16 protein-coding genes are annotated in these 15080 nt (G+C 63.8%); 8 read left to right on the plus strand and 8 right to left on the minus strand.

What is annotated here, in order from left to right; all coding sequences use genetic code 11:
- From MESOP_RS08430 to MESOP_RS08445, 4 genes are read left to right on the plus strand one after another with little or no spacing between them, the layout of a single operon-like run.
- A complete protein-coding gene (locus MESOP_RS08430) occupies positions 1-960 on the plus strand; it encodes a carbohydrate ABC transporter permease (RefSeq protein WP_013892904.1) in 960 nt (319 codons plus the stop codon).
- Positions 957-1193 (plus strand): hypothetical protein, encoded by a 237-nt coding sequence (locus tag MESOP_RS08435; RefSeq protein WP_013892905.1) that lies wholly within the window; start codon positions 957-959, stop codon positions 1191-1193. Before MESOP_RS08430 ends, MESOP_RS08435 begins: the two co-directional genes overlap by 4 nt.
- Positions 1190-2293: an ABC transporter ATP-binding protein gene (locus MESOP_RS08440; protein ID WP_013892906.1), complete on the plus strand. Its 1104-nt coding sequence runs from the start codon at positions 1190-1192 to the stop codon at positions 2291-2293. The genes MESOP_RS08435 and MESOP_RS08440 overlap by 4 nt, the downstream gene beginning before the upstream one ends.
- The gene (locus MESOP_RS08445; RefSeq protein ID WP_013892907.1) at positions 2293-3396 is read left to right on the plus strand and encodes an ABC transporter ATP-binding protein; all 1104 of its coding nucleotides are present in this window, start codon (positions 2293-2295) and stop codon (positions 3394-3396) included. Before MESOP_RS08440 ends, MESOP_RS08445 begins: the two co-directional genes overlap by 1 nt.
- 9 nt (positions 3397-3405) lie before the next feature.
- Here MESOP_RS08445 and MESOP_RS08450 read toward each other — a convergent pair whose 3' ends face one another.
- The gene (locus tag MESOP_RS08450) at positions 3406-3837 is read right to left on the minus strand and encodes a DUF4437 domain-containing protein (RefSeq protein WP_013892908.1); all 432 of its coding nucleotides are present in this window, start codon (positions 3835-3837) and stop codon (positions 3406-3408) included.
- A gap of 107 nt (positions 3838-3944) precedes the next feature.
- A complete protein-coding gene (locus MESOP_RS08455; RefSeq protein WP_013892909.1) occupies positions 3945-4931 on the minus strand; it encodes an AraC family transcriptional regulator in 987 nt (328 codons plus the stop codon).
- A 91-nt stretch (positions 4932-5022) separates the two neighbouring features.
- Between MESOP_RS08455 and MESOP_RS08460 the strand changes: the two genes are divergently transcribed.
- Positions 5023-6237, plus strand: coding sequence for an MFS transporter (locus MESOP_RS08460; RefSeq protein WP_013892910.1), 1215 nt, complete (start codon positions 5023-5025; stop codon positions 6235-6237).
- An 85-nt stretch (positions 6238-6322) separates the two neighbouring features.
- On the opposite strand, the gene MESOP_RS08465 is transcribed toward MESOP_RS08460, so the two are convergent.
- On the minus strand, positions 6323-6670 hold the full coding sequence (locus MESOP_RS08465) for a GFA family protein (RefSeq protein ID WP_013892911.1): 348 nt from the start codon (positions 6668-6670) through the stop codon (positions 6323-6325).
- Between the two features lie 112 nt (positions 6671-6782).
- On the opposite strand from MESOP_RS08465, the gene MESOP_RS08470 reads away from it, so the two are divergent.
- On the plus strand, positions 6783-8078 hold the full coding sequence (locus MESOP_RS08470; RefSeq protein WP_013892912.1) for an amidase: 1296 nt from the start codon (positions 6783-6785) through the stop codon (positions 8076-8078).
- A gap of 25 nt (positions 8079-8103) precedes the next feature.
- Here the strand turns inward: MESOP_RS08470 and MESOP_RS08475 are convergent, their stop codons facing one another.
- From MESOP_RS08475 to MESOP_RS08495, 5 genes are read right to left on the minus strand one after another with little or no spacing between them, the layout of a single operon-like run.
- The gene (locus MESOP_RS08475) at positions 8104-8493 is read right to left on the minus strand and encodes a hypothetical protein (protein WP_013892913.1); all 390 of its coding nucleotides are present in this window, start codon (positions 8491-8493) and stop codon (positions 8104-8106) included.
- A gap of 41 nt (positions 8494-8534) precedes the next feature.
- Positions 8535-9521: a hydroxyacid dehydrogenase gene (locus tag MESOP_RS08480; protein ID WP_013892914.1), complete on the minus strand. Its 987-nt coding sequence runs from the start codon at positions 9519-9521 to the stop codon at positions 8535-8537.
- A 2-nt stretch (positions 9522-9523) separates the two neighbouring features.
- Positions 9524-10243 (minus strand): FadR/GntR family transcriptional regulator, encoded by a 720-nt coding sequence (locus tag MESOP_RS08485; protein ID WP_013892915.1) that lies wholly within the window; start codon positions 10241-10243, stop codon positions 9524-9526.
- A 2-nt stretch (positions 10244-10245) separates the two neighbouring features.
- Entirely contained in the window at positions 10246-11415 is a 1170-nt protein-coding gene (locus MESOP_RS08490; RefSeq protein ID WP_013892916.1) for a mandelate racemase/muconate lactonizing enzyme family protein, read from the minus strand.
- A gap of 58 nt (positions 11416-11473) precedes the next feature.
- Positions 11474-12361 (minus strand): sugar phosphate isomerase/epimerase family protein, encoded by an 888-nt coding sequence (locus MESOP_RS08495; protein ID WP_013892917.1) that lies wholly within the window; start codon positions 12359-12361, stop codon positions 11474-11476.
- Between the two features lie 401 nt (positions 12362-12762).
- Here MESOP_RS08495 and MESOP_RS08500 point away from each other — a divergent pair, with 401 nt between their 5' ends.
- Positions 12763-13818: a sugar phosphate isomerase/epimerase family protein gene (locus MESOP_RS08500; RefSeq protein WP_013892918.1), complete on the plus strand. Its 1056-nt coding sequence runs from the start codon at positions 12763-12765 to the stop codon at positions 13816-13818.
- 52 nt (positions 13819-13870) lie between these two features.
- The gene (locus MESOP_RS08505) at positions 13871-15058 is read left to right on the plus strand and encodes a Gfo/Idh/MocA family protein (protein WP_013892919.1); all 1188 of its coding nucleotides are present in this window, start codon (positions 13871-13873) and stop codon (positions 15056-15058) included.
- Positions 15059-15080: the final 22 nt, after the last annotated feature.

Here is a 15080-nt window from a genome sequence, read left to right on the forward strand (position 1 = left end):
ATGGCCGCAGTCCGCACTTCTTCCGAGATCGGCTTCAATCGCGTCGCCATCGTCGCCGTGCTGTTGGTGACGATCATCTTCCTCGCCCCGATCTACTGGATCGCCTCGACGGCGTTCAAGCCGCGCAACCTGGCCACCACCATCCCGCCGACGGTCGTCTTCCAGCCGGAAATTTCGCCTTTCGTGAAGCTGTTCACCAAGCGCTCGCAATTGCGCAGCCCGCCGACGCCCGAAGAGTACGCGGCCGCCCCGTGGTGGGAGCGCGTCGTTTTCGATGGCGGCGAGAAGATCGTGCGTGACGGTAAAGGTCAGGTGCAGTGGTCGGGCTATCCGAGCCGCTTCCTGAACTCGCTGATCATCGCCATCACCTCGACGGTGCTGGCGGTCGGCATGGGCACGTTCACCGCCTACGGCTTCTCGCGCTTCAAGGTGAAGGGGGAGGCGGATCTGCTCTTCTTCATCCTGTCCACGCGCATGCTGCCGCCGGTGGTGGTGGCGATCCCGATGTTCCTGATGTACCGAGCGGTCGGCCTCAACGACACCCATGTCGGGCTGATCATCCTCTACACCGCCTTCAACCTGTCCTTCTCGGTGTGGTTGATGAAGGGCTTCATGGACGAGATACCGAAAGAATATGAGGAGGCGGCACTCGTCGACGGCTACACGCGCATGGAAGCCTTCTTCAAGATCGTGCTGCCGGAGGCGGCCACCGGCATCGCCGCCACCGCCGTGTTCTGCTTCATCACCGCGTGGAACGAATATGCCTTCGCGCTGATCATGACCAATCGCCGTGCGCAGACGGCCCCGCCGTTCATCCCCAGCCAGGTCGGCTCCGGCCTGCCGGACTGGACGGTGATCGCCGCCGGTACCTTCCTGTTCCTGCTGCCGGTCGCCATCTTCACCTTCCTGCTGCGCAATCACCTGCTGCGTGGCATGTCCTTCGGAGCGATCCGCAAATGAGCTTTCGCGCCATCAATCAGAAATATCTGGAGCCAGGCAGCCAGGTGCTGATGGTGCTCGGCATCGTCGCGCTCTGCCAGCCGTGGAACATGCTGCTGCACACATACGGCCTGACCATCATCCTGATCGGGCTGATCGGCTTCAACGTCACCTCGAAGATCGCACCGGAAGACAAGGCCGGTACCGGGCATTCCGGGGACATGCAGGCGCGAAATCCGGGAGCACAGCATTGACCCAGATCGAGCTTCGCGGCGTCCAGAAATTTTTCGGTGCCGTCCAGGTCATCAAGGACCTCAACCTCCAGATCGCCGACAACGAGTTCATCGTTCTGCTCGGCCAGTCGGGCTGCGGCAAGACGACGACATTGCGCGCCATCGCCGGGCTGGAGACGATCGACGAAGGCGATATCCTTATCGATGGCAAACCGATCCAGCATCTGAAGGCTGCCGACCGCGACATCGCCATGGTCTTCCAGTCGTTTTCGCTCTACCCGCATATGAGCGTCTACGAGAACATCGCCTTTCCCCTGCGCGCCACGCGCAAGAGCAAGGCGGAGATCGACAGCGAGGTGCGCTCAGTCGCCAAGACGCTGCAGATAACGGACCTGCTGGCCAAAAAGCCGTCGGCGCTGTCGGGCGGCGACATGCAGCGCGTGGCCATCGGCCGGGCGCTGGTGCGGCGGCCGAAGGCCATGCTGATGGACGAGCCGATCGGCGCGCTCGACGCCAAGCTGCGCGAAGAGATGCGGGCCGAGATCAAGCGGCTGCACATCAAGCAGGGCTCGACCACCATCTATGTCACGCACGACCAGATCGAGGCGATGAGCCTCGCCGACCGCATCGTCATCATGCATGAAGGCGTGCTGCAGCAGGTCGGTTCGCCGGACGAAGTCTATTCGCGCCCGGCCAATCTGTTCGTGGCGCAATTCGTCGGCAGTCCAGTGATGAATGTCGCCGACGCGGCGGTGGCCGAAAAAGCCTCGTCCGCATCGGTGACCGTGGGTGACGCGGCCACCGGCTTCGAGTTTCCGCGAGCTCTCCTGTCGAAGCTCAATGGCCATGCCGCGGGTGGACTGGCACTCGGCATCCGGCCGGAAGGCGTGCTCATCCGCCGTGACGCGGCCGAGGGTTTCATGGCTGTCGAAACGCAGATCGTGGAACCGCTCGGCTCCTTCGACATCGTCGACCTGACGGTCGGTTCCAAGATGCTGCGCGCGCGCACCAAGAGCGGTTTCGTCGCCGGACCCGGCGAGAAGGTGTTCGCCAGGATCGACCCGACCCAGGCGCATTTCTTCGACAAGGCAAGCGGCAAGTCGCTTGATGTGAGACTCTGATGGCGCATATCCAGCTCAAGAACATCTCCAAGACCTTCGGCAACCACACCGCCTTGGCCGGGCTCGATCTCGACATCGCCGATGGCGAGTTCTTCGTCCTGCTGGGCGAGACGGGTGCCGGCAAGACGACGACGCTGCGGCTGATCGCCGGCCTGGAAAAGCCAAGCGAAGGCCAGGTCTTCATCGACGGCGTCGACGTCGCCGAGTGGGGAGCGGCCGAGCGCGACGTGGCGTTGGTGCTGCAGCAATACTCGCTCTATCCGCGCTACACGGTGCGCGAAAACCTCGAATTCCCGCTCAAGCCGAAGATCCGCCGGCTGCCCGACGCCGAGATCAAGGATCGCGTCGACCGCGCCGCGCGTACGCTCAGGATCGAGCATCTGCTCGACCGCAAGACCGACCGGCTGTCGGGCGGCGAGATGCAGCGCGTCTCCATCGGCCGCGCCATCGTGCGCAAGCCGCGCGTGTTCCTGATGGACGAGCCGCTGTCGGCGCTCGATGCCAAGCTGCGCGAGGCGCTGCGCACGGAACTGAAGAACCTGCAGATACAGCTCGGCGCCACTTTCCTGTTCGTCACCCACGACCAGATCGAGGCGATGTCGATGGGCGACAAGGTCGGCGTGCTCAACCATGGCCGCATCGTCCAGACTGGCACGCCGCACGAGATCTACAACAACCCGCGCGACACCTATGTGGCGAGCTTCGTCGGCTCGCCGCCGATGAACCTCATCGACGGCAAACTGGTCAACGGCCGCGCGGTGATGGCACCGCTGAATTTCGAACTGCCTTATGCAGGGGGAGCCAATAGCTCGGGGGGACCAAAGACGAGCGGCGCGACCGACGGTCGCCCGCTCGTCTTCGGCATCCGTCCGGAGGATGTCTATCTAGAAAGCGGCGCGCCGGTCGAGGCGCGCGTCCACGATGTCGAGAATCACGGCGTCGAAAAGATCCTGACGCTCAGGGTCGGCGATACGACGCTGCGTGCGACGGTGCCGGCAAGGACCGATGTCGCGATCGAGCAGCCGGTGCGCTTTGCCTGGAACCCGGACAAGGTCGTGCTGTTCGACAAGGGCAGTGGCGTCAGCTTGCGGCACGCCGGATAGAGCGCCCGATCACTTTGCCATGTAGGTCTCGTAAGGGGTGTCGTTGATCAGCAAGATCACGCATTCCGTGTCGGAGAGGCAGGCGTCGTCGTGCATCTCGTTGGCCTTCTGGGTCCAGTAGGATCCCGGAGGCAGTTCGACCTTGGTTGCTTCGCCGCCGTTCATCTGCCAATGCGCCCACAGCCCCTTTATGACCACCGCCCGGTAGTCCGCGGTGTGCGCGTGAACAGGAGCACGCCAGTTGCCCGGGACCTTCAGCAACGTGCCCGCCGGGCCCTTGGCCCGCTCGCCCCACAGCGGGCCAAGGCGATGCGGCTGGTCGGGAATTTCGGCGACATAGGGGATCTTGTCGGCCGGCAGATAGCTGTCTTCGAGGGCGAAGGCCTGGCCGGAGACCACGAGCATGGCGGCGAGCGTCAGGATTTTCACATTATTTAGCATCGACTATGCTCCATAGGCTGATTTGCCGCCGGCCCTCCATTAGCAGGCAAACTATTGCGTGGGGGCAACTTGGCAAACCGGAATCACCAGTCGTCACGGCCGGCGCATCAGCTGGCCTGCCGTATCTCAGCCTGTTCCTCGGCCCGCAGGTGGCTGGGCGCCGAACCGATGACGCGCTTGAAGGCGCGGCTGAAGGCGGCGTCCGATTCGTAACCGAGGCGGGCGGCAACGACCGATATCTTCATCCGGTCGCGGACCAGCCATTGCCGCGCCTGATGCATCCTGACCTGGGTGACATATTTTGCCGGCGTTTCGCCGACGATGGTGGCGAAGCGCTCGGCAAAGCCCGAGCGCGAGGCGCCCATCATCCGGGCCAGCGACTCGACCGTCCAGTCATGGTCCGGTTCGAGATGAATGGCGGCCAGCACGCGGCCGATGTCGCGGTCCCTGACCGCCGCGATCCAGCCGGAGGAGTCGCCGCAGCCACGCTCGACCCATGAGCGGATGACGGTGGCGGCAAGCACATCGGCCAGCCGCGCCAGGATGCCGCCGGACCCGACGCGCTCCATCGTCACTTCGCGCGCCATCGAATCCAGCAGGTGCGGAATGCCCGGTTCGTAGTCTTCGAGCTCGTGTGTGCGCATCACATCCGGCATCATCCCGAGCAGCGGATGCAGGCCATCGAGGTTGAAATACATGCTGGCGCAGAACAGCAGCGTGCCCGGCTGGCCATTCTTGTCGCACATCTCCGCGTTCGACGTACAATAGACGTCCTTGCAGACCTCTTCGCGGCCGTAGCTGTGAATTGGCCAGGCCTGGGCGCCGGGTTCGCTTGCCAACACATGAGCAGCGCCTCGCGGCAGCAATACCGCATCGCCGGCATTGAGCTGCACCCACTCGCCGGATGGCTGCTTCAGCCAGCAGCCTTTGCGGCCGATGAAGTGAAACCGGGCCGCAGGCTGGGCCGGGAACTGGATGCCCCAGGGCTCTTTCATTTCGCAGCGGCCATACTCGACGCCATCGAGACGCAAGCCGCGCAATATGTCGGTCAGCGCGTCGCCAGTGACCGGAATTTTGGACGAACGGTCAAACATAATGGTGTTTCTAACATGGAAACTCCAGCCCGTCACTCCCTATGTTGCGCTGCAGCCAAATGCTGCGCTGCAACTTCATCGGAGACTGACCATGGCCGAATCCGCAACGGGCGCTGTCGACGCCGCCCTACTGAACCCTGCAGACCAGGAGGAACGAACAGAACCGGCATGGGGTGCCGTGGTCTCGCTCGCGCTTGGGGTTTTCGGCCTCGTTACCGCTGAATTCCTGCCCGCCAGCCTGCTGACCCCGATGGCGCGCGATCTCGGCGTCACAGAAGGCGTGGCGGGACAAGCGGTGACAGCGACCGCGATCGTCGGCGCCATTGCCGCACCGACAATGGCAATCATCACAAGGCGCATGGACCGCAGGCTGGTGATGTGGATGCTGACGATGTTCCTGATCCTGTCCAATCTCCTGGCCACCTTTGCTTCATCCTTGTCCATGCTTCTGCTTGCCCGCGTCGTGCTTGGCGTCGCCCTGGGCGGCTTCTGGGCGATGTCGGCTGCCATGGCGCTGCGGCTGGTGCCGATGCGGCTGATGCCGCGCGCCATGTCGATCATCCTGACCGGGGTTTCGCTCGCCACCGTCACCGCGGCTCCCGTCGGCGCCTATGTCGGTGATATCTGGGGATGGCGCACCGCCTTCATGATCGCGACCATCGTCGGCGCGCTGGCGCTGCTGGTGCAGGTGGCGACCATCCCGAAGCTGCCGCCCGTGGGTGTGGCAAGCTTCCGCACCTTGCTCGAGGTGCTGGAACGGCCGTCGATCCGGGTGGCGCTGCTGGTCGTGCTGCTGGTCGCCTCGGGGCACTTTGCCGGTTTCACCTATGTGCGCCCGTTCCTCGAAAAGGTGCCCGTGCTTGACATCGAGACGATTTCGCTGGTGCTGCTGGCCTACGGCATAGGCGGCTTCTTCGGCAATGTCGCCGGCGGCATCCTGGCCGAGCGCAATCTCAAGGCAGCGGTCGCGCTGGCACCCCTGCTGATTGCACTGGCCGCCGCCTCGATGCTGGTTCTTGGCGCCTCGCCGACCATTGCCGCGGTTTCAGTTGCGGTCTGGGGCTTTGCCTTCGGCGCGGTACCGGTCGGGCTGCAGAGCTGGCTGGTGCGGGCCGCGCCCGACCAGGCTGAAAGCGCCGGCGGCTTGATGGTGGCAACGTTCCAGGTGGCGATTGCATTGGGCGCCGTCTTTGGTGGCCTGCTGGTCGACCATGCCGGCGTCGCCAGCGCCTTCGCCTATTGCGGCACAGCGACATTGCTGGCGGCCATCGTGGTGTTCCTGCGCGGCCCGAAGCGCGTGGAATAGTGTCGCCGAATCCCTGATTTGGGAGCGGCCCGAAAACCGTCACGGTCTTCGGGCCGCTGTCTTTGTGATGGCTTGTGCAACAGTATCAGGCCGAGCGCCCGTCGAAGTCGAAGATCGACAGGGTCGAAGGATCGAGATCGGCGACACAGTTGAGGTTGATGTAGGCACTGCGTTCCCCGCCTTCGCGTACATCCTCGGCGAAAGGGTGGATGCCGCAGGTGCGGCAGAAGCGGTGCGCCATCGCATGTTTGCCGAATGTGTAGGTGCCCAAATCATCACCCCACGCCAGCACGGCCAAGGTCGCGTGCGGAATGGCGCACAGAAGCGCGCCCTTGCGTGAGCAGATCGAACAATTGCACCGTACGGCCCCGGTCAGTTCCGCCTCGAATTCGAAGGCGACCTTGCCGCAGTGACAGCTGCCTTTGTAGAGCATCGTTTCTTCCTTGCCTCCGGCAGGGGTGCAAAACCACCTGCGCCGGGTTAAGTCTTGGCATTCCATGCGCTTGCCCAAGGACGTTCGAGGCGTCCGGAGTCCGACACCGAAAATGCAGTCAGCCCGCGATCATCTGGAAATCATCCTGGCGCGCCTTGCCGCTCGTGCCGGTGAGGAACGCGTGTTTACCAAGCTCTACGCCGAAGTGGCGCGGGCGGCAGCCGATGCCAGTGATGCCCGCCGCCGCGCCGGCGTGACGTTCGGACCGCTCGACGGCACCATCGTCTCGGTCAAGGATCTGTTCGATGTCGCCGGCGAACCAACCACAGCCGGCTCGCTGATGCGCAAGACCGCCATGCCCGCTTCGCGCGACGCGGCCACCGTCAGCCGGTTGCGGCAAGCCGGCGCTGTGATCATCGGCAAGACCAACATGACCGAATTCGCCTTCACCGCGATCGGCGACAACATGCACTACGGCACGCCAGGCAATGCCGTCGATGCCAGCCGCATTCCCGGCGGTTCGTCCTCAGGTGCCGGCGTTTCCGTCGGCGAGGCGACGAGCGAAATATCGATCGGCTCCGACACCGGCGGCTCGGTGCGCATACCAGCGTCGCTCAACGGTGTCGTCGGCTTCAAGCCGACGGCGCGGCGCGTGCCGCTGACTGGCGCCTTCCCGCTGTCCGCCACTCTCGACTCGATCGGGCCGCTCGCTCGAACTGTAGTCCAGTGCGCCGCCGCCGATGCCGTGATGGCTGGCAATATGCCGGCCGAGCTGGCGCCGATCCCCCTTTCAGGCCTTCGCATCGGCATTCCGCGCGGCGTTCTCTTTGGAGACACGGAAAGCGAGGTGGCCGCGGCGTTCGAGCATTGTCTCGGCAAGATCGAACAGGCAGATGCGCGCCTGGCTGACATGTCGATAGACGATCTGCTTGGAGAGATGCGCGCGGCGACGAAGCGTGGCTCGATCGCTGCGATGGAAGGGGCCGAAATCCATGCCGACTGGCTGGCGACGGGAGCATCGGTGCCGGTCGACCCGCATGTCAGCGGACCTTTGTCGCGGGCAGCTGCCATACCGACGCCGGTCTACATCAGGGCCCTACGCCGCCGCGCCGCGCTGGTCGCCGCCATGGACGAGCGGCTGACATCGTTCGATGTGCTGGCCTTGCCGACGACGCCGGTGACGGCGCCGAGTATCGTATCGATGGCCGAGAATGCCGAGCTGCGCGATCACATAGAGGGCCTGCTGCTGCGCAACACGCAGGTTGCCAACCAGTTCGACCTCTGCGCGATCTCGCTGCCCATGCCGGGCATGACGCTACCAGCGGGGCTGATGCTGGTGGCGCGCAATGGCCATGATCGCCGTCTTTTGCGGATTGCCGCTGAAGTGGAAAGGCTGCTGGGCGGATGATCGGCAGTCGACCGCAGATGGCGGATCAGTGCGACGAACAGTGCTTGCGTTCGCTGTCCTTGGCGGTGCGCACGATGCGGGTCGCGACCAGCCAGGGCAGGCTGTAGTCCTTGCCGGTGATGGTTTGGGTACGGTGCTCGATCGAACCCCTGACGATGATCTTTCCGCTGTAAAGCACGTCGGACTGATCCGTTATCGCCTTGTCGGCCTGCGGCAATCCGCTGGTGTCGATCGATACTCCCTTGATGATCGTGCCGGTGGCAAGGTCGAGCGCGCTGTTCGACGGGCAGGGCGCCTTGAAGCAGCGAAGCCCGTTGTCGCAATAGACATAACTGCTTTCGCCTGCGGCGAGTGCCGGCACAGCGAAGATCGACGAAGCTACAACAGTCAGAAATGCGAGGCGAAAACCGGACATGGTTGCAACGTCGCGGAGAATTGGGGCGAAACCGCGATGCGCTATATGTCGAGCGGAAAGCGCCGCCGGTAGTGATCGACCACTTCCGGATTGCGCAGGTTGACCGGCAGTTTGCCAGCCAGCACCAGCAGGGCCTCGCCCGCGGCGCCGACGCCCATGCGCATCATCGATTCCTCGGTAATCCCTGCCATATGCGGGGTGATGATGACGTTGTCGAAGCCGAAATAGGAATGATTCGACGGCAGCGGCTGCGTCGAGAAAACGTCGAGCGCGGCACCGCCGATACGGCGCTTCTGCAAGGCCTCGATCAACGCGTCGTCATCGACGACCGGGCCTCGCGACACGTTGATCAACAGCGCATTGGGTTTCATGCGGGCGATGCGCTCTCGGCTGATCAGGCCGCGCGTCTCCGGCGTCAGCGGGCAGCAGAGCACGATGATGTCGCTCTGCTCGACCAGCGCATCGATCGACAGGAATCCGACCTTTTCCGGCGCCGGCTGCATGCTGCGCGTCGTGGCCACCACTTTCAAGTCGAAGCCGTGCGCTGCGATATGGCCGACAGCCTGGCCGACGGCGCCAAGGCCGACGATGCCGATGGTCTTGCCGGCGAGTTCGACGTTGGCGTTGGCATGCTCGCGTCCGGCGAGCCAGCCTTTGGTGCGCAGGTCGCGGTCGACCTTGCGGAATTGCCGAAGCAGGGCAAGTGCAGTGAACATGACGTGTTCGGCAACCGAGCGCGCATTGACCGCCGGCACATTGGCCACCAGCACACCGGCGGCGGCCGCCGCCTCCATCGGGATCATGTCGAGCCCGGCGCCATGGCGGATGGCCGCCCTCAGCTTCCAGGCACCCTCGAACAGCGCCGGCGGCAGCGGTGCACGCACGATGACGATGTCGGCGTCCTTCGCTTCCCTGGCCAAGGTGCCAGCATCGAGCGCCGATGCGATCACAAGCTGGCCGGCGCCCGCCAGTTTGGCCGCGGCGCGCGGGTGCAGCGGATGGGTCGACAGGATCTTCGGCTGGGCCACGGTCAGGCCTTTTCGAGCGCTGGGCTCGGCGGCGCAGCCGCCATGCCGCCTTCGATCAGGCCCTTCCAGTAGCTTTCCGCCCCTTGCAGATGCGCGCTCATCAGCGCCTGGGCGAGATTGCCGTCGCGGCGCAGCAGCGCCTCGTAGATCTGCACGTGCTCGGCATGCGAGCGCACGCTGCGTTCGGGATCGTTGAAATAGATCGGCAGGCGCTGCTCGCCCATCAAATAATAGACGCTGCAGATGTTGTGGAAGACGCTGTTCTTGGTGGCGCGCACGATCTCAAGATGGAATTCGCGGTCCTCCTTGGCAAGGCCCTCGCCGGCGGCGATGCGCTCCTCGGAAGCCTTGAGGATTTCGCGCAGGCGTTCGAAATTTTCCTCGGTGGCACGCGAACAGGCAAGTTCTGCGGCCTTGATCTCGTGGATCTTGCGCAACTCGACTGTCTCGTAAATCTGCAGCGGATCGAGCGGCAGCCCGGCGCGGGCAAACAGCGCCAGCGCCTCGACGCTCGCCTGCTTTGTGTCGATGTAGATGCCGGACTTGGCGCGGCGTTCGACGATCCGCATGGCTTCGAGGATGGCGAGCGCCTCGCGGATCTGGCCGCGGCTGACGCCGAAATGCTCCGCCAGCTCACGTTCCGACGGTGTCCGGCCGGTCTCCTTGTCCGAGTGGGAGAACAGATAGGCGGCGAGTTCCGCGAGAAGGTTCTTTTCTTTCATCGTCAATTGCGTTGCGCGTGCGCCTCCAGGAACCGCTCCGAAATGGTGAATCCCAGCCCCGGCTTTTCGGGGATCGCTATCATACCGTCCCTTGCTTCGACAGTCTCTTCGATCAGATCGTGGATCATCGGGTTGGCGCCGAGCGAATATTCGACCGTGAAACTCGCCGGCGAGGCGGCGCAGACATGCAGCCCGGCAAAGAAGCAGGGGGCGCCGGCCCACAGATGCGGCGCAAAGCGCAGGTTGAAGGCGCTGGCGATGGTGCCGATCTTCATCGCCTCGCTGATGCCGCCGCAGAAGGCAGGATCCGGCTGGAAGATGTCGGCGGCCTTGAGCACGGCGAGGTCGCGGAAGGCATAGCGTGTCGCCTCGCTTTCGCCGGTGGCGATCGGGACGGCGCACGAGGCGCGCACTTCAGCCATGCCAGGCTTGTCATCGGCGATGATCGGCTCTTCGAACCAGGCGAGATCGAGGTCGTTGACCAGATGAATGAAGCGCTTTGCTTCGGCGACCGTATAGGTACCGTGGGCGTCGACCATCAGTTCGACGTCGGGGCCGAGCGCCTGGCGCGCGGCGCGGACGCGCGCGGCGGAAATGTGCGCGGCGCCATCCATGGCGCCGACCCGCATCTTCAGCGCCTTGAAGCCACCCCGGGCGATATAGGACTTCAACTGCTCGCCAATGGCATCGGCGGCGGCCCAGCCACCCGAGGCATAGGCCTGCATGCGGTCGGCCTTGCGGCCACCCAGCAGCCGCCAGACCGGGACGCCCAGCGATTTGCCCAGAATATCCCAGAGCGCGATGTCGACGGCGCTGATGGCGGCGACACTCATGCCGCGCCGCGCCAGCTGCGGCATGGCATGGCCGGCGCGTATGGCGCTGTCGTGGCGCACGCCGTTGTAGAGCATTTCCCAGATGACGCCGATGTCGGCCGGATCACGGCCGATCAGCTGCGGCCCAACCTCATGGTTCAGCATGTGGACAAGGGCGCCGTAACTGCCGGCGCTGCCGGCGGCGTTCTTGCCTTCGCCCCAGCCGACCAGCCCATCATCGGTTTCGATGCGCAGGATGGCGGCGTCGAAGGTCGTGACCTGGCCGAAGTCGCTACGGTGTTGCCGAGCGGCTTCGATCGGGATGCGGACCCACCAGGCTTGGACGGTCTTGATGCGCATATTTTTCCCCAGCCCTGCCGCCGGCCAGGGCGAAAGGGCAAAATCCCAAAGCAGTCGACTACTTGATCAGCGGCAGCAGCGTTTCGGCGGTGATGCGCATCTGGTCGGTGTAGAATTTTTCGGTGAGCACGCTGGAGCCATGGTCCTGGATGAACTTCAGCTGTTCAGGCGAGATGTCGACCGGATGGCGCTCGACCATTTCGGGGTAGGGTGCCGCCGGCGTCCGGTCGACGGGGGCGACGAACTCGTTGGTCAGCGCGCCGTCGTAGCCGACTTCCTTCAAGGTGGCGACGATCCTGGGCCAGTCGATCTGGCCGAGGCCGGCGGCGAAGCGGTTGTTGTCGGCGACGTGGAAGTCGAACAGGCGCTTTCCGACCTGGCGGATGGCGTCGTGGACGTTAAATTCCTCCATGTGGATGTGATAAGCGTCGAGGCAGACGCCGCATTCGGGGCTGACCGCGTCGGCCAGCGCCAGCGCCTGGGCGCCACGGTTGAACAGATAGGTTTCGAAGCGGTTCAGCGGCTCGACCGCGATCTTGACGCCGACCTTCTTGGCGTGGGTGAAGCACTCGCGGGTCGCATCGACCACCCACTTCCATTCCTCTTCCTCGGTGCCGTCAGGCACCACCTTGCCGACGGTCGCGGGGACAAGCGTGATGATCTCGCCATCGAGTTCGCTGACCATGGTCAGCACGTCCTTGACATACTGCACCGAGCGCTCGCGCTGGCCCTGGTTCCTGGCGGCGAGGTTGCGTTCGCCCAGCATCAAGGTGACCGCGCCCCAGCAGCGGATGCCATGTTCCTTTAACAGCGCCCGCGTCTCCTTGGTCTTGTACTGTTCGGGCTCGCCGGAAATCTCGATCGACTCGTAACCGAATTTCTTGATGCGTTTGAGCGTCGTCTCCAGAGGTTCCGCGCGCATCCAGTTGTGCGTCGAAAGATGCATGGTCCGTCCTTCCCAAAGTTCGTCCGTATGGTTTGCCTGCGACATGCATCGCCGAAAGGCGACGCAAGTGTTCCTCCCCAAGGCATCCCCAGCCTTTTCCTTGCAAACTGGTTCGACCAATTGGGCCTTAAATGAGGTCTACAGCAAATTCCCCGGAACGGCAAGAAGCGCGGCATCGCAACTTTTCGCGCGGATTACGCTATTGATTATATTGCGATATATGCCATCATTTTGAGTAATTGGAGGGCTTTGGCGGCGCATTGGGAGGCTTGACCAAATTTGCCCATTTGGTAATACCAGAATGGCAGTGCCTGCAAAGCGCCCGATGCGAGAAGACCAAAATGGCTGGCCCTGCTTCCAATCGGCGCTATGCTTGGTCGCGACAAATGAGGAGGATGCCGATGCCGACGACAATGAAGGGTCCTGGACTGTTTCTGGCGCAGTTCGCGGGTGATGCGGCGCCGTTCAATTCGCTGCCTTCGATCACCAAATGGGCCGCGGGTCTCGGTTACAAGGGCGTGCAGATCCCGACCTGGGACGCACGCCTGTTCGACCTCGAGAAAGCGGCGTCTTCCAAGGCCTATTGCGACGAGGTGAAGGGCATCTGCGCTGACGCCGGCGTCGAGATCACCGAACTGTCGACGCATCTGCAGGGGCAGCTGGTCGCGGTTCATCCGGCCTATGACGCGCAGATGGATGGCTTTGCGCCGCCGTCGGTGCACAATAATCCCGCAGCCCGGCAGAAGTGGGCTGTCGAGCAGATGAAGTTCGGCGCCAAAGCATCGCGCAATCTGGGCCTGAATGCTTCTGTGTCGTTTACCGGCTCGCTGGCGTTCCCTTACCTCTATCCGTTCCCGCAGCGGCCGGCTGGACTCATTGAGGAAGCGTTTGGCGAGCTCGGCAAACGCTGGAAGCCGATCCTCGACGTCTACGAGGACAATGGCGTCGATGTCGGCTATGAAATTCACCCCTCTGAGGACGTGTTCGACGGCGCCACTTTCGAAATGTTCCTCGACGCGGTCGGCGGCCACAAGCGCTGCAACATCAACTACGACCCGTCGCACTTCCTGCTGCAGCAGCTCGATTATCTAGAATTCATCGACATCTATCACGAGCGCATCAAGGCCTTCCACGTCAAGGACGCCGAGTTCAACCCGACCGGCCGGCAAGGCGTCTATTCCGGCTATCAGAGCTGGACCAACCGTGCCGGCCGCTTCCGTTCGCTCGGCGACGGGCAGGTGGATTTCGGCGGCATCTTCTCCAAGCTGACGCAGTACAATTATGATTCCTGGGCGGTGCTGGAATGGGAATGCTGCCTGAAGCATCCGGAAGACGGTGCTGCCGAAGGGGCGCCCTTCATCCAGCACCACATCATCCGGGTGACGGAGAAGGCATTCGACGATTTCGCCGCCGGCACCACCGACAAGAAGCTGTTGCGCGCCATGATGGGAATTTGACGCGGCTTCCCTCCATCGAGGGAATGATATTTCAGACATGAGGGAGAAAGACATGGTCGGCGCATCGAAGTCGGAGACGGGAGGCGGCCCGATCCGCTACGGCATGGTCGGTGGCGGGCAGGGCGCCTTCATCGGCGCGGTGCACCGGATCGCGGCGCGTTTGGACAATGATTTCGTGCTGGTTGCCGGCGCGCTGTCGTCCGACCCGGTGCGCGCCAAGGCTTCGGCCGCCGAACTCGGGCTCGATCCGGACCGCAGCTACGCGTCCTATGCCGAGATGGCCAAGGCCGAGGCCAAACGTCCCGACGGCATCGAGGCGGTGGCCATCGTGACGCCCAACAATGTGCATGTGCCGGCGGCAAAGGCCTTCCTCGAGGCGGGCATCCACGTCATCTGCGACAAGCCGCTGGCGACGACGCTGGCCGAGGCGAAGAAGCTCGCGGCGATCGTCGAGAAGACCGGCAAGGTGTTCGTGCTGACCCACAATTACACCGCCTATCCGATGGTGCGGCAGGCGCGCGAGATGGTCGCCAAGGGCATGCTCGGCGACATCCGCATCGTGCAGTCCGAATATCCGCAGGACTGGCTGACCGAGGATCTCGCCGCCACCGGCCAGAAACAAGCATCATGGCGCGGCGATCCGAAGCAGGCGGGTGCGGGTGGTGCGCTGGGCGACATCGGCACCCATGCCTACAATCTCGCCCGCTTCGTCTCTGGGTTGGAACTCGATTCGCTCTCGGCCGATCTCGATGCCTTCGTGCCGGGGCGGCTGCTCGACGACAATGTCAACGTCATGCTGCGCTTCAAGCCCTCCGGCAAGACGCATCCGGCCAAGGGCATGATCTGGGCAAGCCAGGTGGCGCCCGGGCACGAGAACGGCCTGAAGTTGCGCATCTATGGCTCGAAGGGCGGGCTGGAATGGGTGCAGGCCGATCCGAACTATCTCTGGTACACGCCGTTCGGGCAGCCGAAGCAATTGATCACCCGCAACGGTGCCGGCGCGCTGCCGGTGGCGGGCCGTGTCAGCCGCGTCCCATCGGGCCATCCCGAGGGTTATCTGGAAGGTTTCGCCAACATCTACCAGGAAGCCGCGCGCGCCATCCGGGCAGCGCGCAGGAAGGGCGGCAAGCCGGCAAAGGATGTCGTCTTCCCAACGATCGCCGACGGCGTCGAGGGCATGGCCTTCATCGAGGCCTGCGTGAAGTCGTCGAAGAAGAACGGGGCGTGGACCAAACTCTAAGACTGAGGGGATCTGGGGGATC

The sequence above is a fragment of the Mesorhizobium opportunistum WSM2075 genome, assembly GCF_000176035.2.
Lineage (GTDB): Bacteria > Pseudomonadota > Alphaproteobacteria > Rhizobiales > Rhizobiaceae > Mesorhizobium > Mesorhizobium opportunistum.